Below are 18636 nucleotides of genomic sequence, written 5' to 3'. Positions count from 1 at the left end.
GTGCATGGTAGCGGAAAACCGCACCAATGACGACGCTTTGGAGGGAAAGGATGTCGCAACCACCCAGGGTTTTGCTGCTTTATGCTCATCCGGAATCGCAGGATTCGATCGCCAATCGAATTTTACTGCAGCCGGCTCAGGCACTGGAACATGTCACGGTGCACGATCTCTACGCGGCCTATCCCGATTTTTTCATCGACATTCATCATGAACAACAGCTGCTGCGCGACCATGAGGTGATCATTTTCCAGCATCCGCTCTACACCTACAGCTGTCCGGCACTGCTGAAAGAGTGGCTGGATCGGGTGCTGTCACGCGGCTTTGCCAACGGTGTCGATGGCAATGCGCTGGAAGGTAAATACTGGCGCAGCGTGGTCACCACCGGCGAACCGGAAAGCGCCTTTAAGCACCATGGTCTGAATCGCTATTCGATGAACGACATTATGCGGCCTTTCGAACTGACGGCGCAGATGTGTCGCATGCACTGGATGCCACCGATGGTGGTCTACTGGGCGCGCCGTCAGAATCCCGATTTAATGAAAAATTATGCCCGCGCTTATGGTGACTGGCTGGCAGCACCGCTGCCGAATGGAGGGGTGTAAATGGAAGGACAAACGCTGCTGACCGCGGGGGTAATCTACCTGGTGGCGGCGGTACTGATCGTCCCGGTGGCGGCTCGCCTCGGTATTGGTGCCGTTCTGGGCTATCTGGTGGCGGGTATTGCCATCGGCCCGTGGGGATTAGGGTTTATCAGCGACGTTGATGAGATCCTGCACTTCTCTGAGCTCGGTGTGGTGTTTCTGATGTTTATCATCGGGCTGGAACTGAATCCGGCCAAGCTGTGGGCGCTGCGTCGTTCAATCTTTGGCGTCGGCGCGGCACAGGTCATCTTCTCGGCGGCGATTCTGGGCGGCTTATTGTGGCTGACCGACTTTAGCTGGCAGGCGGCGGTGATTGGCGGGATAGGCCTGGCGATGTCCTCTACCGCCATGGCGTTACAGCTGATGATGGATAAAGGCATGAACCGCAGCGAATCGGGCCAGCTCGGCTTTTCGGTGCTGCTGTTTCAGGATATCGCGGTGATCCCGGCGCTGGCGTTGATTCCGCTGCTGGCGGGCACCGATAGCGGCCATATCGACTGGATGAAGGTTGGCATGAAGGTGCTGGCCTTTGCCGGCATGCTGGTGGGCGGCCGCTATCTGTTACGGCCGATCTTCCGTTATATCGCGGCTTCCGGCGTGCGCGAAGTGTTTACCGCCGCCTCGCTGTTGCTGGTGCTGGGCTCGGCGCTGTTTATGGACGCGCTCGGCCTGTCGATGGCGCTCGGGACCTTCATCGCCGGGATCCTGCTGGCGGAGAGTGAATATCGGCACGAGCTGGAAGTCGCCATCGATCCATTTAAAGGGCTGCTGCTTGGACTGTTCTTTATTTCGGTGGGGATGGCGCTCAACCTGGGTGTGCTCTATACCCATATTATGACCATCCTGCTCGGCGTGCTGACGCTGGTGGTGGTAAAAACGCTGGTGCTCTATGTGCTGGCGCGGGTATACGGTCTGCGCAGCTCCGAACGCCAGCAGTTTGCCGGGGTACTGAGCCAGGGTGGCGAATTTGCCTTTGTGCTGTTTTCCGCCGCTGCCTCGGCGAAGCTGTTTTCCGGCGATCAGCTGCCGATGCTGCTGGTGACGGTGACGCTGTCGATGATGACCACGCCGCTGCTGATGCAGGGGATTGATCGCCTGCTGGCACGCCGTTTCAACGAGCCGGACGACGAGGCGGAAAAACCGTTCGTCGAGGACGATCAGCCGCAGGTGATTGTGGTGGGCTTTGGTCGATTCGGGCAGGTCGTGGGCCGTTTGCTGATGGCGAACCATAGCCGTATCACCGTACTGGAGCGCGATATCAGCGTCGTCAGCCTGATGCGGAAATATGGCTATAAGGTTTATTATGGCGACGCGACTGAACTGGAACTGTTACGCGCCGCCGGGGCCGCCAGCGCGCAGTCGATCGTGATTACCTGTAACGAACCTGAAGATGCGATGACGATCGTGCATTTATGTCAGCAGCATTTTCCCCATCTGCAGATCCTGGCGCGTGCCCGTGGCCGTGTTGAAGCACACGAGTTGTTGCAGGCGGGGGTCACCCAGTTCTCGCGTGAGACTTTCTCCAGCGCGCTGGAACTGGGACGTAAGACGCTGATGTCACTGGGCATGCATCCGCATCAGGCGCATCGCGCCCAGCAGCATTTCCGTCGGCTGGATATGCGTATGCTGCGTGAGCTGATGCCGAATCTCACTGACAGTGCGCAGGTTTCACGCGTCCGTGAAGCGCGGCGTGAACTGGAGGATATCTTCCAGCGGGAAATGCAGCAGGAGAAGCGGCAGCTGGATGGCTGGGATGATGATGAATAACGTGATTAAACAGGCGAAATATCATGCGTAAACGTTTTATTGCCGGTGCGACCTGTCCGCACTGCCAGGAAAAAGACACGCTGGCGATGTGGCGTGAAAACAATGTCGATGTGGTGGAGTGCGTTAAGTGCGGCCACCAGATGCGTGAGGCTGATAAGCAGGCGCGCGATAAGGTTCGCACTAACGAGCAGGTTATCGGAATTTTCCATCCTGAGTAGCGTAATGGCTCAGCTTTTTTTAAGCTTAAACTTACAGCGGGATTGAATTCCGTTACAATTGACGCCATTAACGCTGAGGTCGCAAGAGAAAAGGTTAACCCCTCTTGCACTCAGCCCCGAACCTTTCTGGTTGGTGTTATTGCACGCAAGAATAGACCAATGAGACGGGATCTCAGCTCTCAACGGTTAGGAGATATCATGAAAGTAGCAAAAGACCTGGTGGTAAGCCTGGCCTATCAGGTACGTACAGAAGACGGCGTGTTAGTTGACGAGTCACCGGTGAGTGCACCGTTAGACTATCTGCACGGTCATGGTTCCCTGATTTCTGGTCTGGAAAATGCGCTGGAAAACCACGTAGCAGGCGACAAGTTTGACGTGCATATCCCGGCGAACGACGCGTACGGTCAGTACGATGACAACCTGGTGCAGCGTGTACCGAAAGACGTCTTTATGGGCGTTGACGAACTGCAGGTTGGCATGCGCTTCCTGGCAGAAACCGATCAGGGCCCGGTACCGGTAGAAATTACCGAAGTGGAAGACGATCACGTCGTGGTTGATGGTAACCACATGCTGGCGGGTCAGAACCTGAACTTCAACGTTGAAGTGGTTGCGATTCGTGAAGCCACACCGGAAGAACTGGCCCATGGTCACGTTCACGGTGCAGATGGCCATCATCACGACCACGACCATGATCACGGTCATGACCATGACCACGACCATGGTAAAGGCGGTTGCGGTACGGGCGGTTGTGGCTGCAGCCACTAAGTCTGAGTATCCGCTTCAGGGCCACCTTCGGGTGGCCTTTCTTTTGGCTGCAGCGCACGGGTTTACCTGTCAGGATGCGCCGGCGGCAAATTAATAGTGCGGCGGCGGCGTCTCTTCAGACTGTGACGCGACCATCGACGGCGCGTTAGCTTTGAGCTTGTCAGTCAGAATACGCATCTGCTCACGCATCTTATTCATCTCCAGTTCGTGCTGAACCACTGCGCTGTTCAACTGCTCAATGGTCATCTCCTGAAAGGCCAGTTTGCTCTCTAACGTCTCCAGACGCTGTTCCCACTCAGATTGTTGCATGACCTGTTCCTCTGTTAAGGTGCGACTCGGGCGTGATTCTACGGCCTGGCAGCAAAGAATCACCTGATTTTTAAACTATCTGCGGCGTCTCGCTTGAAAAAGCGCAGCGCGGCATCATCTCTGATGAAACTTCCTGATGCAAAAAAGGTCGGAGGTTAACCGGGTAATTACATTGTGGTAGTGTTCGCCACTGCCACGTAAAGTTATAGTGTGGACTCTGAAGTCCGCAATGATTCCCGAGGTTAGACGCTTCGGTTTTGGAGAATGGATGAAATCACTGTTTAAAGTCACATTGTTAGCTACCACTATGGCCGTTGCGCTGAATGCTCCGCTGACCATGGCGGCAGAAACGGCTGCTGCACCGGCAACGGCTGCTGCGCCACAGTCTGCTCCTCAGGCACCGAAAAATGCTGCCTTCAAAGATGAAGACCAGCAATCTGCCTACGCGCTGGGTGCCTCGCTGGGTCGCTACATGGACAACTCCCTGAAGGAACAGGAAAAACTGGGCATCAAACTGGATAAGCAACAGCTGATTGCCGGTGTTCAGGATGCGTTTGGCGGCAAGAGCAAGCTCTCTGATGAAGAGATCGAGCAGACGCTGCAGGCGTTTGAAGGCCGCGTGAAAGGCGCAGCTTCCGCGAAAATGGAAAAAGATGCGAAAGAGAACGCCGAAAAGGGTGACGCTTACGCAACCAAATTCGCGAAAGAGAGCGGCGTGAAGAAAACCGAAAGCGGCCTGCTGTATAAAGTCGAGAAAGAAGGGACCGGCGACGCCCCTACCGATAGCGATACGGTTGTTGTGAACTACAAAGGTACGCTGATCGACGGTACCGAGTTCGATAACTCCTATACCCGTGGTGAGCCGCTCTCCTTCCGTCTGGATGGTGTGATTCCGGGCTGGACTGAAGGTCTGAAGCATGTGAAGAAAGGCGGTAAGATTAAGCTGGTGATCCCACCACAGCTGGCTTACGGCAAAAATGGCGTTCCGGGTATCCCGGCTAACTCCACGCTGGTGTTTGATGTCGAGCTGCTTGATATCAAACCGGCCCCTAAAGCAGACGAAAAAGCGCAGGCACCTGCTGCTGACGCGAAAAAAGCACAGTAATCTGCTCACCGCCGCCTTCGGGCGGCGGTTTCATTTCTGCGTCATGACAAACCACTGGCATAAGCCGACGACATTTGCCAGACTAGCGCCTGCCTAATTATCCCAATATTGAGTCTGCCCATAAGCCGCTGTGACAGGCTCCAGCCATTCAGGGTGATCTCTTCAATGTCTAATCCATTCAATCCCGGTGAACTGAACGACTTCGATCTGCTGGAGCAGCGCCCGTTCGAGCAAACAGATTACGATATTCTGAAATCATACGAGGCTGTCGTCGATGGTCTGGCGATGCTGATCGGTTCACACTGTGAAATTGTCCTGCACTCGCTGGAAGATCTGAAATGTTCCGCGGTGCGTATCGCCAATGGTGAGCACACCGGCCGTAAGGTGGGATCGCCGATTACCGACCTGGCGTTGCGGATGTTACATGACATGCACGGCGCCGACAGTAACGTCTCGCGCGCCTACTTTACCCGCGCCAAAAGCGGCGTGCTGATGAAGTCGGTCACTATTGCGATCCGTAACCGACAGCAGCGGGTGATTGGCCTGCTCTGTATCAACATGAACCTGGATGTGCCGTTCTCTCAGATTATGTCGACCTTTATGCCGCCGGAGATGCAGCAGGTTGACTCCAGCGTCAACTTTGCCAGTTCCGTTGATGACCTGGTGATGCAGACGCTGGAGTTCACGATTGAAGAGGTCAGCGCTGACCGCAATGTATCCAACAACGCCAAGAATCGCCAGATTGTGCTGAATCTGTATGAGAAGGGCATCTTCGATATTAAAGATGCAATTAACCAGGTTGCTGATCGGCTCAACATTTCGAAGCACACGGTCTATCTCTACATTCGCCAGTTCAAAAACGGCGATTTTCAGGGGCAGGATCGGTAATGCGCTACACCTTACTGGTTACCGGTCCGGCTTACGGCACGCAGCAGGCGACCAGTGCCTTGCTGTTTGCCCACGCGCTGCTGGCGGCAGGTCATCAGCTTGAGAGCGTCTTCTTCTATCGCGAAGGCGTGCTGAATGCAAACCAGCTGACCGCACCAGCCAGTGATGAATATGATGTGGTTCGGGCCTGGCAGGCACTGCATCAGCAGCAGGGCGTGGCGCTTAATATCTGTGTGGCGGCTGCGCTGCGTCGTGGCGTGACGGATGAACAGGAGGCGGCACGCCTGCAACTGCCCGCCAGTAATCTCCAGCCCGGCTTTACGCTGAGCGGGCTGGGTGCGCTGGCCGAAGCCGCGTTAGGCTGCGAACGTCTGGTGCAATTCTGATGAATCGAGTGGCTTTTGTCTTTACCCGCGCACCGCATGGCAGCAGCGCAGGACGTGAAGGGCTGGATGCCGCGCTGGCAACCGGTGCGCTGAGCGAGGATATCGGGTTATTTTTCATTGGCGATGGCGTGCTGCAGCTGAATTCACAGCAGCAGCCCGACGCGATTGCCAGTCGTCACTATGCGCCGACCTTTGGCGTGCTGGCGCTGTATGACATCGATCACTGTTATCTCTGTCGGGCGTCGCTGGCCGCGCGTGGAATGCAGGTTGACGCCGACCGGGTAATGGATGTTACGCTATTGTCTGCGCTGGAACTGCGTCAGACACTGGCCGGTTACGATCGCATTCTTACCTTTTAGAGGCTTTTCATGCTGCACACGCTCCTGCATTCACCGGCCTACAGCGATCTTGAGACACTGCTGTTAATGGCTGGCGCGGATGACGACATACTGCTGTTGCAGGATGGCGTGCTTGCCGCTCTAGCCGGAAGCCGGGCGCTGCAACAGCTTTCAGGCTGTGCGGCAGCACTGTGGGTGCTGGAAGAAGATGTTCGCGCCCGCGGCCTGGCTGGACAAATTTCAACCAATGTGCGTCCGGTGGACTATACTGGTTTCGTCGCACTGACGGTAAAGCATCCACAACAAATGACCTGGTAATCGTCTAAAACCTGGTTATTTCTTGACACCCTTTTGACGCAGCCCTAAAATTCTGCCTCCTCGTAATTCTACGAGGCGATTTATTACGTGTTTACGAAGCAAAAGCAAATCCAGGAGCTATTTAATGGCAACAGTTAACCAGCTGGTTCGCAAACCACGCGTCCGCAAAGTTGCAAAGAGCAACGTGCCGGCGCTGGAAGCTTGCCCGCAAAAACGTGGCGTTTGTACTCGTGTGTACACCACCACTCCTAAAAAACCAAACTCAGCACTGCGTAAAGTTTGCCGTGTGCGTTTGACTAACGGTTTTGAAGTTACCTCCTACATTGGTGGTGAAGGTCACAACCTGCAGGAACACTCCGTGATCCTGATCCGTGGCGGTCGTGTAAAAGACCTGCCAGGTGTGCGTTACCACACCGTTCGTGGCGCGCTTGACTGCTCAGGTGTTAAAGACCGTAAGCAGGCTCGCTCCAAGTACGGCGTGAAGAAGCCAAAGGCTTAATGGTTCTCCGTTAAGTAAGGCCAAACGTTTTAAATTAAATGTCAAAATAAACTCATAGAGTTTTGGACAATCCTGAATTAACAACGGAGTATTTCCATGCCACGTCGTCGCGTCATTGGTCAGCGTAAAATTCTGCCAGATCCTAAGTTCGGATCAGAGCTGCTGGCCAAATTTGTAAATATCCTGATGGTAGATGGTAAAAAATCTACTGCAGAATCAATCGTTTATACCGCGCTTGAGACCCTGGCTCAGCGTTCAGGTAAAAACGCGCTGGAATCTTTTGAAGTAGCCCTGGAAAACGTGCGTCCGACTGTCGAAGTTAAGTCACGTCGCGTTGGTGGTTCTACTTATCAGGTACCAGTAGAAGTCCGTCCGGTTCGTCGTAATGCTCTGGCAATGCGCTGGATCGTAGATGCTGCTCGTAAACGCGGTGATAAATCAATGGCTCTTCGCCTGGCGAACGAACTTTCTGATGCTGCAGAGAACAAAGGTACAGCAGTTAAGAAACGTGAAGACGTTCACCGCATGGCAGAAGCCAACAAGGCGTTCGCACACTACCGTTGGTAATCACCACGTAGATGTTAAACCAGCGGGCGCTCAATCAGCCAACCCGCTGGGGTCGACTTACCTTGAACGTCCGAGAATCAGAGGAATCAAATGGCTCGTAAAACACCCATTGCTCGCTACCGTAATATCGGTATCAGTGCGCACATCGACGCCGGTAAGACTACCACTACCGAACGCGTTCTGTTCTACACCGGTGTAAACCACAAAATCGGTGAAGTACATGACGGCGCAGCAACCATGGACTGGATGGAGCAGGAACAGGAACGTGGTATTACCATCACTTCCGCTGCGACCACCTGTTACTGGTCTGGTATGGCCAAGCAGTTTGAACCACACCACATCAACATCATCGACACCCCAGGACACGTTGACTTCACCATCGAAGTTGAACGTTCTATGCGTGTGCTTGATGGCGCGGTAATGGTTTACTGTGCAGTTGGTGGCGTTCAGCCACAGTCTGAGACCGTATGGCGTCAGGCTAACAAATATAAAGTTCCACGCATTGCGTTCGTTAACAAAATGGACCGCATGGGTGCTAACTTCCTGAAAGTTGTTAACCAGATGGAAGTTCGTCTGGGCGCAACTCCAGTTCCTCTGCAGCTGGCTATCGGCGCAGAAGAGAAATTCACTGGTGTTGTTGACCTGGTGAAAATGAAAGCAATCAACTGGAACGACGCAGATCAGGGTGTAACCTTCGACTACGAAGATATTCCAGCTGATATGCAGGAACTGGCTGAAGAATGGCACGCGAAGCTGGTTGAAGCCGCTGCTGAAGGCTCTGATGAGCTGATGGAGAAATTCTTCGGTGGTGAAGAACTGACTGAAGAAGAGATCAAAACATCTCTGCGTAAGCGTGTTCTGAACAACGAAATTATCCTGGTAACCTGTGGTTCTGCATTTAAGAACAAAGGTGTTCAGGCGATGCTGGATGCAGTTGTTGAATATCTGCCAGCACCGACTGACGTTACCGCGATCAACGGTATGCTGGACGACGGTAAAGACACGCCGGCTGTTCGTCACTCTGATGACAACGAGCCGTTTGCTGCACTGGCGTTCAAAATCGCTACCGACCCGTTCGTGGGTAACTTAACCTTCTTCCGCGTTTACTCTGGTGTTGTTAACACGGGTGACACCGTGTTTAACCCGGTTAAGTCAAACCGTGAGCGTCTGGGCCGTATCGTTCAGATGCACGCTAACAAGCGTGAAGAGATTAAAGAAGTTCGTGCGGGCGATATCGCAGCTGCGATCGGCCTGAAAGATGTGACCACTGGTGACACCCTGTGTGACCCAGATAACGTCATCATCCTTGAGCGCATGGAGTTCCCGGAGCCGGTAATCTCTATCGCCGTTGAGCCAAAAACCAAAGCTGACCAGGAAAAAATGGGTCTGGCTCTGGGCCGTCTGGCAAAAGAAGACCCATCATTCCGCGTATGGACTGATGAAGAATCTAACCAGACCATCATCGCCGGTATGGGTGAATTGCACCTCGACATCATCGTTGACCGTATGAAGCGTGAGTTCAACGTTGAAGCAAACGTGGGTAAACCACAGGTTGCTTACCGTGAAGCGATTCGCACCAAAGTTACCGATGTTGAAGGTAAACATGCCAAGCAGTCTGGTGGTCGTGGTCAGTATGGTCATGTTGTTATCGACATGTACCCACTGGAGCCAGGTTCGAACCCGAAAGGCTACGAATTTGTCAACGACATCAAAGGTGGTGTGATTCCTGGTGAATACATCCCTGCGGTTGACAAAGGTATCCAGGAGCAGCTGAAATCAGGCCCTCTGGCTGGTTACCCGGTTGTGGATCTGGGCGTGCGTCTGCACTTCGGTTCTTACCACGATGTCGACTCCTCAGAACTGGCGTTTAAACTGGCCGCGTCTCTTGCCTTCAAACAAGGCTTTAAACAAGCGACACCTGTTCTGCTTGAACCTATCATGAAGGTTGAAGTTGAAACGCCAGAAGAGAACACGGGTGATGTCATCGGTGACCTTAGCCGTCGTCGTGGTATGCTCAAAGGGCAGGAATCTAACGCTACTGGCGTTCAGATTCACGCTGAAGTTCCGTTGTCTGAGATGTTCGGATACGCAACTCAGCTGCGTTCTCTGACCAAAGGTCGTGCTTCTTACTCCATGGAGTTCCTGAAGTATGACGATGCGCCAAACAACGTAGCGCAGGCCGTTATTGAAGCTCGTAGCAAATAAGCTACGGTTTAAATTTGAACTGATGCCTTCACCCAGATGGTGAAGGCACAACGTAAGGAATTATCGCCATGGCGAAAGAGCAATTTCAGCGTAACAAACTGCACGTAAACGTGGGCACCATCGGTCACGTCGACCACGGTAAAACCACCCTGACTGCAGCTATCACCACCGTACTGTCTAAAACTTACGGCGGCCAGGCGCGTGCATTCGATCAGATCGATAACGCACCAGAAGAGAAAGCACGTGGTATCACCATCAACACTTCACACGTTGAGTATGAAACCCCGACCCGTCACTACGCACACGTTGACTGCCCAGGCCACGCCGACTATGTGAAAAACATGATCACCGGTGCTGCGCAGATGGACGGCGCGATCCTGGTTGTTGCTGCGACTGATGGCCCAATGCCACAGACCCGTGAGCACATCCTGCTGGGTCGTCAGGTTGGCGTTCCTTACATCATCGTGTTCCTGAACAAGTGCGACATGGTTGATGATGAAGAGCTGCTGGAACTGGTTGAGATGGAAGTTCGTGACCTGCTGTCAGCTTATGACTTCCCAGGCGACGATACTCCAATCGTTCGTGGTTCTGCGCTGAAAGCGCTGGAAGGCGAAGCTGAGTGGGAAGCGAAAATCATCGAACTGGCTGAGCATCTGGATAACTACATCCCAGAACCACAGCGTGCGATCGATATGCCGTTCCTGCTGCCAATCGAAGACGTATTCTCAATCTCTGGCCGTGGTACTGTTGTTACCGGTCGTGTTGAGCGCGGCATCGTTAAAGTCGGCGACGAAGTTGAAATCGTAGGTATCAAAGATACTGCGAAATCAACCTGTACCGGTGTTGAGATGTTCCGTAAGCTGCTGGACCAGGGTCAGGCAGGCGAAAACTGTGGTGTTCTGCTGCGCGGTATCAAGCGTGAAGACATCCAGCGTGGCCAGGTTCTGGCTAAGCCAGGCAGCATCAAGCCACACACCCAGTTCGAGTCAGAAGTTTACGTTCTGTCTAAAGACGAAGGTGGCCGCCATACTCCGTTCTTCAAAGGTTACCGTCCTCAGTTCTACTTCCGTACAACTGACGTAACTGGCTCAGTAGAGCTGCCAGAAGGCGTGGAAATGGTAATGCCAGGCGACAACATCAAAATGGTTGTTACCCTGATCCACCCAATCGCTATGGACGAAGGTCTGCGCTTCGCAATCCGCGAAGGCGGCCGTACCGTTGGCGCGGGTGTTGTTGCTAAAGTTATCGCTTAATTGTGATATCTGCTGTGGTCGTGTAAACGGCCACTGCAACAGAATAAAAGAGCACTTCGGTGCTCTTTTTTTTTGTCGGCCGAAAAGGCAAGGGTAAGTCCCCACAAAGGCTGGGTTTGAAATAAAAACGATTCGCATTTACACTGTGTACAGAAAATGTACCTGAGTGATGAGTCAATGTACGTCTGCCTGTGTAATGCCGTAAGTGATAAAACCCTTCGTGAAGTTGTACGCCGCTATCAGCCCAAATCTATCCAGCAGCTTCGTCAACTTGTTCCGGTTGGCAAGCAGTGTGGTAAATGTATTCGCGCTGCGCGTGAAATCATGAACGAAGAGATGCAGCATGCCCCGCTGTATAAAGAGATTGCCTGAGCATCGGGCAATCTGTTCTCTGTGTGAATAACCACATTATTTGTCGCGTTTTTTTGACTTCTTTTTAACCGCATCTACGCTCTAATAAACCGGACGCGGAGGGTTAACAATGAAGGGCGACATAAAAGTTATCAGTCATCTCAATAAACTGCTTGGAAATGAGCTGGTTGCCATCAATCAGTACTTTTTGCATGCACGGATGTTCAAAAACTGGGGGCTGACACGCCTCAACGATGTCGAATACCACGAATCGATCGATGAGATGAAGCATGCCGACAAGTACATTGAACGCATTCTTTTTCTGGAAGGCATTCCCAACCTGCAGGACTTAGGCCGGCTTCGCATTGGTGAAGATGTTGAAGAGATGCTGGGTTCCGATCTTGCGCTGGAGCTGGAAGGGGCAAAAGATCTGCGTGAAGCGATCTCCTATGCAGACAAAGTTCATGACTACGTCAGTCGTGACATGATGATAGAAATCCTCGCCGATGAGGAACACCATATCGACTGGATCGAAACCGAACTTGAGCTTATCCGGAAAATGGGGATTCAGAACTATCTGCAGGCGCAGATCAAAGAAGAGTAAAGCGCGTCTGAAGCACAATCATCACCCAGCCCGCGATGGCCAGGAATGGGCCAAACGGCAGCGGGCTGTTACTTAACGCTTTAGATCCACGCCAATACCCAATCACCACACACCCCAGTGCCAGCGATGTCGCTCCCACGGCTATCCAGGGTAATGCCTGCCAGCCACAACAGCTACCCAGCGCCGCAAACAGCTTCATGTCGCCATATCCCAGCCCGTCACGCCTTCGATACAACCGATAGCCCCAGCCCAGCAGCCAAAGCGAGCAATAGCCTGCCAGGCCACCTGCAATCGCTATCGCTTCAGATCCCGTCGTCATCGCATGGGTTAAACCCAGCCAGAGCAGCATAGCGTTGAGCGGGTCAGGCAGACAGAGATGCCGAAGGTCAATCGCGGCCAGTAACAGCAGCAGGCAAGAGCAGGCAATAATGAACAGGCAGTCCGTTATCTGCGTAAACGTATTGAGTGCCAGCAGGCAGAGCAGGGCGATCAGCATCTCTGTCATCAGGCTGCACGGGCTAACAGGCTGACGGCAGAAGCGGCATCTACCCTTTAAGGCTGGCCAGCTTATCAGCGGTAAGCTGTCGCGCCACAGGAGCCGATGTTGGCAGCAGTCACACTGCGAGCCGGGTGAGCAGAGTGCGCCAAACCAGCGGGCAGGCGAGAAAGCGGGTGAGTAGCGATGAGAGGCCAGTGCGATAAAGCTGCCTAATGCACTGCCAGCGATAAGGGTAACGGCGTTAATCGCCATCTGAAGCGAGTTCATAGCGGTTCCTGAGTGGAATAAAAGGTCTGGCGTGAATCTGCGCGTAATCCGCTTGGCTGTCATGGCGCCGATCGCCTTATTGGGAAATGGCGCGCAGTAAAAGATTGAAACAGAGCCGAATAGGATGGTGTAGAGCGAGGCCGATCGAAAAACATCCGGCGATAATCCCAGGGAAAAGGTCAACACGGGTTGCTTCCTGAGCAGATTTACGTATAATGCGCGGGCCTGCAGATATTGCAGGCGCGATTCGAGCAGAATCGCAGACGGCAGAATTTTAGGCCGCCTGACAATACTCCCAATTGGGGAGTTATATGCTGAACGATTACACTCTCCCATCAATCGTAATGGGCTCGAGTAGTAATTTTTTTCGTCTATAAAAAGTTTGGAGCTCTGGTCTCATGCAGAACCAAAGAATCCGTATCCGTCTTAAAGCGTTTGATCATCGTCTGATCGATCAATCAACCGCGGAAATCGTTGAGACCGCCAAGCGCACTGGTGCGCAGGTTCGTGGTCCGATCCCGCTGCCAACCCGCAAAGAGCGCTTTACCGTTCTGATCTCTCCGCACGTTAACAAAGATGCGCGTGATCAGTACGAAATCCGCACTCACAAGCGTCTGGTAGACATCGTTGAGCCAACTGAAAAAACCGTTGATGCTCTGATGCGTCTGGATCTGGCTGCCGGTGTTGACGTGCAGATCAGCCTGGGTTAATCAGGTCATCGAGCGATTGAGAGGTTGAAACAATGATTGGTTTAGTCGGTAAAAAAGTGGGCATGACCCGCATCTTCACTGAAGATGGCGTTTCTATCCCCGTCACCGTAATCGAAGTTGAAGCGAACCGCGTTACTCAGGTCAAAGGCCTGGAAAACGATGGTTACCAGGCAATTCAGGTTACCACCGGTGCTAAAAAAGCAAACCGTGTGACCAAACCTGAAGCTGGTCATTTTGCTAAAGCTGGCGTTGAAGCTGGCCGTGGCCTGTGGGAATTCCGCACCGCTGAAGGTGAAGAATACTCTGTAGGTCAGAGCATCAGCGTTGAGATTTTCGCTGAAGTTAAAAAAGTTGACGTAACCGGTACCTCTAAAGGTAAAGGTTTCGCCGGTACCGTTAAGCGCTGGAACTTCCGTACCCAGGACGCGACTCACGGTAACTCCTTGTCTCACCGCGTTCCGGGTTCAATCGGTCAGAACCAGACTCCGGGCAAAGTGTTCAAAGGCAAGAAAATGGCAGGTCAGCTGGGTAATGAGCGCGTAACCGTTCAGAGTCTGGACGTAGTACGTGTTGACGCTGAGCGCAACCTGCTGCTGGTTAAAGGTGCAGTTCCCGGTGCAACCGGTAGCGACCTGATCGTTAAACCAGCTGTGAAGGCGTAAGGGGATAGCAATGGAATTAGTATTGAAAGACGCGCAGAGCGCGCTGACTGTTTCCGAAACTACCTTCGGTCGTGATTTCAACGAAGCGCTGGTTCACCAGGTTGTTGTTGCTTACGCATCTGGCGCCCGCCAGGGTACTCGTGCGCAGAAAACGCGTGCTGAAGTAACTGGTTCAGGCAAAAAGCCATGGCGTCAAAAAGGCACCGGCCGTGCGCGTGCAGGTTCTGTAAAGAGCCCAATCTGGCGTTCAGGTGGCGTGACCTTTGCTGCGAAGCCGCAGGACCACAGTCAAAAAGTTAACAAAAAGATGTACCGCGGCGCGCTGAAAAGCATCCTGTCCGAGCTGGTACGTCAAGATCGTCTGATCGTTGTCGAATCATTTGCTGTAGAAGCACCGAAAACCAAGCTGCTGGTACAGAAACTGAAAGACATGGCGCTGGAAGACGTGCTGATCATCACTGGCGAACTGGATGAGAATCTGTTCCTGGCTGCGCGTAACCTGTACAAGGTAGACGTGCGTGATGCATCAGGTATCGACCCAGTTAGCCTGATCGCCTTCGACAAAGTCGTTATGACTGCTGATGCAGTTAAGCAAGTTGAGGAGATGCTGGCATGATCCGTGAAGAACGTCTGCTGAAAGTACTGCGCGCGCCGCACGTATCTGAAAAAGCATCTAGCGCGATGGAAAAAACCAATACCATCGTTCTCAAAGTTGCTAATGACGCGACCAAAGCAGAGATCGTTGCTGCTGTTGAGAAACTGTTCGAAGTAGAAGTTAAAGACGTAAACACCCTGGTTGTTAAGGGTAAAGTTAAGCGTCACGGACAGCGTATCGGTCGTCGTAGCGACTGGAAAAAAGCTTACGTCACCCTGAAAGAAGGCCAGAATCTGGACTTCGCTGGCGGCGCTGAGTAAGTCGGAGGAGAAAGACAATGGCAGTTGTTAAATGTAAACCGACATCTCCGGGTCGTCGCCATGTAGTTAAAGTGGTAAACGCGGAGCTGCACAAGGGCAAACCATTTGCCCCGCTGGTAGAAAAAAACAGCAAATCCGGTGGCCGTAACAACAATGGTCGTATCACTACCCGTCACATCGGTGGTGGTCATAAGCAGGCTTACCGTCTGGTTGACTTCAAACGCAACAAAGATGGTATCCCGGCAGTTGTTGAACGTCTTGAGTACGATCCGAACCGCTCTGCGAACATCGCACTGGTTCTGTACAAAGACGGCGAGCGCCGTTATATCCTGGCCCCTAAAGGCCTGAAAGCCGGCGACCAGATCCAATCTGGCGTTGATGCTGCGATCAAAGCAGGTAACACTCTGCCGATGCGTAACATCCCGGTGGGTTCTACTGTGCATAACGTAGAAATGAAACCAGGCAAAGGCGGTCAGATTGCTCGCTCAGCCGGTGCTTACGTGCAGATCGTTGCGCGTGAAGGTTCTTACGTTACCCTGCGTCTGCGTTCTGGTGAAATGCGTAAAGTCGAATCTGACTGCCGCGCAACACTGGGCGAAGTCGGCAACGCTGAGCATATGCTGCGCGTTCTGGGTAAAGCTGGTGCAGCCCGTTGGCGTGGTGTTCGTCCGACCGTTCGTGGTACCGCGATGAACCCAGTTGATCACCCGCACGGTGGTGGTGAAGGTCGTAACTTTGGTAAGCACCCGGTCACTCCGTGGGGCGTTCAGACCAAAGGTAAGAAGACCCGTAGCAACAAGCGTACCGATAAGTTTATCGTACGTCGCCGTAGCAAATAATATTAGAGGATAAGCCATGCCACGTTCTCTCAAGAAAGGTCCTTTTATTGACCTGCACTTGCTGAAGAAGGTAGAGAAAGCGGTGGAAAGCGGTGACAAGAAGCCTTTGCGCACTTGGTCCCGTCGTTCAACGATCTTTCCTAACATGATCGGTTTGACCATCGCTGTCCATAATGGTCGTCAGCACGTTCCTGTCTTTGTTTCCGACGAAATGGTTGGTCACAAGCTGGGTGAATTCGCGCCGACACGTACTTATCGCGGTCACGCGGCTGATAAAAAAGCCAAGAAGAAATAAGTAGGAGGAAGAGATGGAAACTTTAGCTCAACATCGCCACGCTCGTTCTTCTGCTCAGAAGGTTCGCCTTGTTGCTGACCTGATTCGCGGTAAGAAAGTGTCGCAGGCACTGGACATTTTGACCTACACCAATAAGAAAGCGGCTGTACTGGTCAAAAAAGTTCTGGAATCTGCCATTGCTAACGCCGAACACAACGATGGCGCTGATATCGACGATCTGAAAATCACGAAAATTTTCGTTGATGAAGGTCCGACCATGAAACGCATTATGCCGCGTGCCAAAGGTCGTGCAGATCGCATCCTGAAGCGCACCAGCCACATTACTGTGGTTGTGTCCGATCGCTGAGACTCTGGAGACTAGCAATGGGTCAGAAAGTACATCCTAATGGTATTCGCCTGGGTATTGTAAAACCATGGAACTCTACCTGGTTTGCGAACACCAAAGAATTCGCTGACAACCTGGACAGCGACTTTAAAGTACGTCAGTTTTTGACTAAAGAACTGGCTAAAGCATCTGTCTCTCGTATCGTTATCGAGCGTCCAGCGAAGAGCATCCGTGTGACTATTCACACCGCTCGTCCGGGCATCGTTATCGGTAAGAAAGGCGAAGATGTAGAAAAACTGCGCACGGTCGTCGCGAATATCGCTGGCGTTCCTGCACAGATCAATATCGCCGAAGTCCGCAAGCCGGAACTGGACGCGAAACTGGTAGCTGACAGCATCACTTCACAGCTGGAGCGTCGTGTGATGTTCCGTCGTGCTATGAAGCGTGCGGTTCAGAACGCCATGCGTCTTGGCGCGAAGGGTATTAAAGTCGAAGTTAGCGGCCGTCTGGGTGGCGCCGAGATCGCACGTACCGAATGGTATCGTGAAGGTCGCGTGCCATTGCACACACTGCGTGCTGACATTGACTACAACACCTCTGAAGCGCACACCACTTATGGTGTAATCGGCGTTAAGGTATGGATCTTCAAAGGTGAGATCCTGGGTGGTATGGCTGCTGTTGAACAACCGGAACCGGCTGCTCAACCTAAAAAGCAGCAGCGTAAAGGCCGTAAGTAAGGAGAGTCGCTGATGTTACAACCAAAGCGTACGAAATTCCGTAAAGTGCACAAAGGCCGTAACCGCGGTCTGGCTGCGGGTACGGATGTCAGCTTCGGTACTTTCGGTCTGAAAGCTGTTGGCCGTGGTCGTCTGACTGCTCGTCAGATCGAAGCAGCACGTCGTGCTATGACCCGTGCAGTTAAGCGTCAAGGTAAGATCTGGATCCGAGTATTCCCGGACAAACCGATCACCGAGAAGCCGCTGGAAGTGCGTATGGGTAAAGGTAAGGGTAACGTGGAGTATTGGGTTGCCCTGATCCAGCCTGGTAAAGTCCTGTATGAAATGGACGGCGTACCAGAAGAGCTGGCCCGTGAAGCATTCAAGCTGGCAGCAGCAAAACTGCCTATCAAAACCACCTTTGTAACTAAGACGGTGATGTAATGAAAGCAACAGAGCTGCGTGAAAAAAGCGTTGAAGAGCTGAACACTGAGCTGCTTAATCTGCTGCGTGAGCAATTTAACCTGCGCATGCAGGCAGCATCTGGCCAACTGCAGCAGACTCATCTGCTGAAGCAAGTGCGCCGTGATGTTGCACGCGTTAAGACTTTACTGACTGAGAAGGCGGGTTCGTAATGACCGATAAAATCCGTACTCTGCAGGGTCGTGTAGTAAGTGACAAAATGCAGAAATCTGCAGTTGTTGCTATCGAACGTTTCGTGAAACACCCGATCTACGGCAAATTCATTAAGCGTACGACTAAGCTGCACATCCATGACGAGAACAATGAATGTGGAATTGGTGACGTGGTAGAAATCCGCGAATGCCGTCCACTGTCCAAGACTAAATCCTGGACCCTGGTTCGCGTAATTGAGAAAGCTGTTCTGTAATAAGAATCGTTTTTTCTGAGAAAACCCTCTGCTTCGGCAGGGGGTTTTTTTTTGCCTTGAGTCTGGAGCTTGATCCATTTGTGCCTGTGCGATTACAGAAGTGATGGCGCTCACAAATTTCGCAGGATCTGCGGCTTATGCTGCGGATCTCCGGGCCTGTCGCCTGGAAACCCTGATCTCAGTCAGAACAGGGTTATCATAACCGTACAAGGAAATGTGCTGTGAATATGGAGAGTCCAGACCGCTTGCGGCGGTCGCTGTTAAAATTGCCTCTGCTGGCTGCGTTACCTGCGATTAGCTCAGCG

At 52.7% G+C, this 18636-nt stretch carries 28 protein-coding genes; 26 read left to right on the top strand and 2 right to left on the bottom strand.

Annotation, left to right across the window (positions count from 1 at the left end; genetic code table 11):
• The first annotated feature begins 50 nt into the window (after positions 1-50).
• The 4 genes from kefG (at position 51) to slyD (ending at position 3391) form a co-directional block, all read left to right on the top strand.
• Positions 51-602: a glutathione-regulated potassium-efflux system ancillary protein KefG gene (gene kefG / locus ACX3P5_RS16840; protein WP_233986948.1), complete on the top strand. Its 552-nt coding sequence runs from the start codon at positions 51-53 to the stop codon at positions 600-602.
• The gene (gene kefB, locus ACX3P5_RS16835) at positions 603-2408 is read left to right on the top strand and encodes a glutathione-regulated potassium-efflux system protein KefB (protein ID WP_233986949.1); all 1806 of its coding nucleotides are present in this window, start codon (positions 603-605) and stop codon (positions 2406-2408) included. It begins immediately after the preceding gene.
• 23 nt (positions 2409-2431) lie between these two features.
• Positions 2432-2626, top strand: a complete 195-nt coding sequence (locus ACX3P5_RS16830) for a YheV family putative zinc ribbon protein (protein WP_233986950.1) — start codon at positions 2432-2434, stop codon at positions 2624-2626.
• Positions 2627-2824: 198 nt separating this feature from the next.
• Positions 2825-3391, top strand: coding sequence for a peptidylprolyl isomerase (gene slyD, locus ACX3P5_RS16825; RefSeq protein WP_458969017.1), 567 nt, complete (start codon positions 2825-2827; stop codon positions 3389-3391).
• Between the two features lie 90 nt (positions 3392-3481).
• Here the strand turns inward: slyD and ACX3P5_RS16820 are convergent, their stop codons facing one another.
• Positions 3482-3700: a SlyX family protein gene (locus tag ACX3P5_RS16820; RefSeq protein WP_013359251.1), complete on the bottom strand. Its 219-nt coding sequence runs from the start codon at positions 3698-3700 to the stop codon at positions 3482-3484.
• A gap of 268 nt (positions 3701-3968) precedes the next feature.
• Here ACX3P5_RS16820 and fkpA point away from each other — a divergent pair, with 268 nt between their 5' ends.
• The 11 genes from fkpA to bfr all read left to right on the top strand — a co-directional run bounded on the left by fkpA (position 3969) and on the right by bfr (position 12214).
• Positions 3969-4805: an FKBP-type peptidyl-prolyl cis-trans isomerase gene (gene fkpA / locus ACX3P5_RS16815; RefSeq protein WP_233986952.1), complete on the top strand. Its 837-nt coding sequence runs from the start codon at positions 3969-3971 to the stop codon at positions 4803-4805.
• 165 nt (positions 4806-4970) lie between these two features.
• Positions 4971-5693: a helix-turn-helix transcriptional regulator gene (locus ACX3P5_RS16810; RefSeq protein ID WP_458969016.1), complete on the top strand. Its 723-nt coding sequence runs from the start codon at positions 4971-4973 to the stop codon at positions 5691-5693.
• Positions 5693-6079, top strand: coding sequence for a sulfurtransferase complex subunit TusD (gene tusD / locus ACX3P5_RS16805; RefSeq protein ID WP_458969015.1), 387 nt, complete (start codon positions 5693-5695; stop codon positions 6077-6079). The genes ACX3P5_RS16810 and tusD overlap by 1 nt, the downstream gene beginning before the upstream one ends.
• Positions 6079-6438, top strand: a complete 360-nt coding sequence (tusC, locus tag ACX3P5_RS16800; protein WP_233986954.1) for a sulfurtransferase complex subunit TusC — start codon at positions 6079-6081, stop codon at positions 6436-6438. Before tusD ends, tusC begins: the two co-directional genes overlap by 1 nt.
• Positions 6439-6447: 9 nt before the next feature.
• Entirely contained in the window at positions 6448-6735 is a 288-nt protein-coding gene (gene tusB, locus ACX3P5_RS16795; RefSeq protein WP_458969014.1) for a sulfurtransferase complex subunit TusB, read from the top strand.
• A gap of 124 nt (positions 6736-6859) precedes the next feature.
• The gene (rpsL, locus tag ACX3P5_RS16790; protein WP_003852912.1) at positions 6860-7234 is read left to right on the top strand and encodes a 30S ribosomal protein S12; all 375 of its coding nucleotides are present in this window, start codon (positions 6860-6862) and stop codon (positions 7232-7234) included.
• A gap of 96 nt (positions 7235-7330) precedes the next feature.
• On the top strand, positions 7331-7801 hold the full coding sequence (gene rpsG, locus ACX3P5_RS16785) for a 30S ribosomal protein S7 (RefSeq protein WP_003852909.1): 471 nt from the start codon (positions 7331-7333) through the stop codon (positions 7799-7801).
• A 90-nt stretch (positions 7802-7891) separates the two neighbouring features.
• On the top strand, positions 7892-10006 hold the full coding sequence (gene fusA / locus ACX3P5_RS16780) for an elongation factor G (protein ID WP_031376823.1): 2115 nt from the start codon (positions 7892-7894) through the stop codon (positions 10004-10006).
• A gap of 68 nt (positions 10007-10074) precedes the next feature.
• On the top strand, positions 10075-11259 hold the full coding sequence (gene tuf, locus ACX3P5_RS16775; protein WP_105099977.1) for an elongation factor Tu: 1185 nt from the start codon (positions 10075-10077) through the stop codon (positions 11257-11259).
• 177 nt (positions 11260-11436) lie between these two features.
• On the top strand, positions 11437-11631 hold the full coding sequence (gene bfd / locus ACX3P5_RS16770; RefSeq protein WP_094121651.1) for a bacterioferritin-associated ferredoxin: 195 nt from the start codon (positions 11437-11439) through the stop codon (positions 11629-11631).
• 109 nt (positions 11632-11740) lie between these two features.
• Positions 11741-12214 (top strand): bacterioferritin, encoded by a 474-nt coding sequence (gene bfr, locus ACX3P5_RS16765; RefSeq protein ID WP_094121650.1) that lies wholly within the window; start codon positions 11741-11743, stop codon positions 12212-12214.
• On the opposite strand, the gene ACX3P5_RS16760 is transcribed toward bfr, so the two are convergent.
• Positions 12201-12980 carry a prepilin peptidase gene (locus ACX3P5_RS16760; RefSeq protein ID WP_458969013.1) on the bottom strand — a complete coding sequence of 260 codons (780 nt, stop codon included), beginning with the start codon at positions 12978-12980 and terminating at the stop codon, positions 12201-12203. The genes bfr and ACX3P5_RS16760 overlap by 14 nt on opposite strands.
• 398 nt (positions 12981-13378) lie before the next feature.
• Here ACX3P5_RS16760 and rpsJ point away from each other — a divergent pair, with 398 nt between their 5' ends.
• The 11 genes from rpsJ to rpsQ are packed head-to-tail and all read left to right on the top strand — an operon-like array spanning position 13379 to position 18331.
• Positions 13379-13690 (top strand): 30S ribosomal protein S10, encoded by a 312-nt coding sequence (gene rpsJ / locus ACX3P5_RS16755; protein WP_001181005.1) that lies wholly within the window; start codon positions 13379-13381, stop codon positions 13688-13690.
• Between the two features lie 32 nt (positions 13691-13722).
• Complete coding sequence (rplC, locus tag ACX3P5_RS16750; protein WP_003850712.1) at positions 13723-14352, top strand: 50S ribosomal protein L3; 630 nt, start codon at positions 13723-13725, stop codon at positions 14350-14352.
• Between the two features lie 10 nt (positions 14353-14362).
• Positions 14363-14968 (top strand): 50S ribosomal protein L4, encoded by a 606-nt coding sequence (rplD, locus tag ACX3P5_RS16745; RefSeq protein WP_003850711.1) that lies wholly within the window; start codon positions 14363-14365, stop codon positions 14966-14968.
• Positions 14965-15267 carry a 50S ribosomal protein L23 gene (gene rplW / locus ACX3P5_RS16740; protein ID WP_094121649.1) on the top strand — a complete coding sequence of 101 codons (303 nt, stop codon included), beginning with the start codon at positions 14965-14967 and terminating at the stop codon, positions 15265-15267. Before rplD ends, rplW begins: the two co-directional genes overlap by 4 nt.
• Positions 15268-15284: 17 nt before the next feature.
• Positions 15285-16106, top strand: a complete 822-nt coding sequence (gene rplB, locus ACX3P5_RS16735) for a 50S ribosomal protein L2 (protein WP_094121648.1) — start codon at positions 15285-15287, stop codon at positions 16104-16106.
• Between the two features lie 16 nt (positions 16107-16122).
• Positions 16123-16401, top strand: coding sequence for a 30S ribosomal protein S19 (gene rpsS / locus ACX3P5_RS16730; RefSeq protein WP_001138115.1), 279 nt, complete (start codon positions 16123-16125; stop codon positions 16399-16401).
• Between the two features lie 13 nt (positions 16402-16414).
• Positions 16415-16747, top strand: a complete 333-nt coding sequence (gene rplV, locus ACX3P5_RS16725) for a 50S ribosomal protein L22 (protein WP_008927136.1) — start codon at positions 16415-16417, stop codon at positions 16745-16747.
• 17 nt (positions 16748-16764) lie between these two features.
• Positions 16765-17463, top strand: coding sequence for a 30S ribosomal protein S3 (gene rpsC, locus ACX3P5_RS16720; RefSeq protein WP_009087585.1), 699 nt, complete (start codon positions 16765-16767; stop codon positions 17461-17463).
• A gap of 12 nt (positions 17464-17475) precedes the next feature.
• On the top strand, positions 17476-17886 hold the full coding sequence (rplP, locus tag ACX3P5_RS16715) for a 50S ribosomal protein L16 (protein ID WP_008927134.1): 411 nt from the start codon (positions 17476-17478) through the stop codon (positions 17884-17886).
• Positions 17886-18077, top strand: coding sequence for a 50S ribosomal protein L29 (gene rpmC / locus ACX3P5_RS16710; RefSeq protein ID WP_003850146.1), 192 nt, complete (start codon positions 17886-17888; stop codon positions 18075-18077). Before rplP ends, rpmC begins: the two co-directional genes overlap by 1 nt.
• On the top strand, positions 18077-18331 hold the full coding sequence (rpsQ, locus tag ACX3P5_RS16705) for a 30S ribosomal protein S17 (protein WP_003850147.1): 255 nt from the start codon (positions 18077-18079) through the stop codon (positions 18329-18331). The genes rpmC and rpsQ overlap by 1 nt, the downstream gene beginning before the upstream one ends.
• The last annotated feature ends 305 nt before the right edge of the window (positions 18332-18636 follow it).

The organism is Pantoea sp. S-LA4 (assembly GCF_054482835.1).
Note: the sequence above shows the minus strand (reverse complement) of the source record. Positions and strands in the feature narration are given on the sequence as shown.

Excerpts from the sequence above, each read along its gene's own strand:
- slyD (WP_458969017.1), top strand. The coding sequence starts at position 2,825 with ATGAAAGTAGCAAAAGACCTGGTGGTAAGCCTGGCCTATCAGGTACGT.
- rpsS (WP_001138115.1), top strand. The coding sequence starts at position 16,123 with ATGCCACGTTCTCTCAAGAAAGGTCCTTTTATTGACCTGCACTTGCTG.
- rplB (WP_094121648.1), top strand. The coding sequence starts at position 15,285 with ATGGCAGTTGTTAAATGTAAACCGACATCTCCGGGTCGTCGCCATGTA.
- fusA (WP_031376823.1), top strand. The coding sequence starts at position 7,892 with ATGGCTCGTAAAACACCCATTGCTCGCTACCGTAATATCGGTATCAGT.
- kefG (WP_233986948.1), top strand. The coding sequence starts at position 51 with ATGTCGCAACCACCCAGGGTTTTGCTGCTTTATGCTCATCCGGAATCG.
- fkpA (WP_233986952.1), top strand. The coding sequence starts at position 3,969 with ATGAAATCACTGTTTAAAGTCACATTGTTAGCTACCACTATGGCCGTT.
- ACX3P5_RS16820 (WP_013359251.1), bottom strand. The coding sequence starts at position 3,700 with ATGCAACAATCTGAGTGGGAACAGCGTCTGGAGACGTTAGAGAGCAAA.
- rpsQ (WP_003850147.1), top strand. The coding sequence starts at position 18,077 with ATGACCGATAAAATCCGTACTCTGCAGGGTCGTGTAGTAAGTGACAAA.
- rpsG (WP_003852909.1), top strand. The coding sequence starts at position 7,331 with ATGCCACGTCGTCGCGTCATTGGTCAGCGTAAAATTCTGCCAGATCCT.
- tusD (WP_458969015.1), top strand. The coding sequence starts at position 5,693 with ATGCGCTACACCTTACTGGTTACCGGTCCGGCTTACGGCACGCAGCAG.
- rplV (WP_008927136.1), top strand. The coding sequence starts at position 16,415 with ATGGAAACTTTAGCTCAACATCGCCACGCTCGTTCTTCTGCTCAGAAG.
- tuf (WP_105099977.1), top strand. The coding sequence starts at position 10,075 with ATGGCGAAAGAGCAATTTCAGCGTAACAAACTGCACGTAAACGTGGGC.
- rplD (WP_003850711.1), top strand. The coding sequence starts at position 14,363 with ATGGAATTAGTATTGAAAGACGCGCAGAGCGCGCTGACTGTTTCCGAA.
- rplW (WP_094121649.1), top strand. The coding sequence starts at position 14,965 with ATGATCCGTGAAGAACGTCTGCTGAAAGTACTGCGCGCGCCGCACGTA.
- ACX3P5_RS16830 (WP_233986950.1), top strand. The coding sequence starts at position 2,432 with ATGCGTAAACGTTTTATTGCCGGTGCGACCTGTCCGCACTGCCAGGAA.
- bfr (WP_094121650.1), top strand. The coding sequence starts at position 11,741 with ATGAAGGGCGACATAAAAGTTATCAGTCATCTCAATAAACTGCTTGGA.
- rplC (WP_003850712.1), top strand. The coding sequence starts at position 13,723 with ATGATTGGTTTAGTCGGTAAAAAAGTGGGCATGACCCGCATCTTCACT.
- ACX3P5_RS16760 (WP_458969013.1), bottom strand. The coding sequence starts at position 12,980 with ATGAACTCGCTTCAGATGGCGATTAACGCCGTTACCCTTATCGCTGGC.
- bfd (WP_094121651.1), top strand. The coding sequence starts at position 11,437 with ATGTACGTCTGCCTGTGTAATGCCGTAAGTGATAAAACCCTTCGTGAA.
- rpsC (WP_009087585.1), top strand. The coding sequence starts at position 16,765 with ATGGGTCAGAAAGTACATCCTAATGGTATTCGCCTGGGTATTGTAAAA.
- rplP (WP_008927134.1), top strand. The coding sequence starts at position 17,476 with ATGTTACAACCAAAGCGTACGAAATTCCGTAAAGTGCACAAAGGCCGT.
- rpsL (WP_003852912.1), top strand. The coding sequence starts at position 6,860 with ATGGCAACAGTTAACCAGCTGGTTCGCAAACCACGCGTCCGCAAAGTT.
- ACX3P5_RS16810 (WP_458969016.1), top strand. The coding sequence starts at position 4,971 with ATGTCTAATCCATTCAATCCCGGTGAACTGAACGACTTCGATCTGCTG.
- rpmC (WP_003850146.1), top strand. The coding sequence starts at position 17,886 with ATGAAAGCAACAGAGCTGCGTGAAAAAAGCGTTGAAGAGCTGAACACT.
- rpsJ (WP_001181005.1), top strand. The coding sequence starts at position 13,379 with ATGCAGAACCAAAGAATCCGTATCCGTCTTAAAGCGTTTGATCATCGT.
- tusB (WP_458969014.1), top strand. The coding sequence starts at position 6,448 with ATGCTGCACACGCTCCTGCATTCACCGGCCTACAGCGATCTTGAGACA.
- tusC (WP_233986954.1), top strand. The coding sequence starts at position 6,079 with ATGAATCGAGTGGCTTTTGTCTTTACCCGCGCACCGCATGGCAGCAGC.
- kefB (WP_233986949.1), top strand. The coding sequence starts at position 603 with ATGGAAGGACAAACGCTGCTGACCGCGGGGGTAATCTACCTGGTGGCG.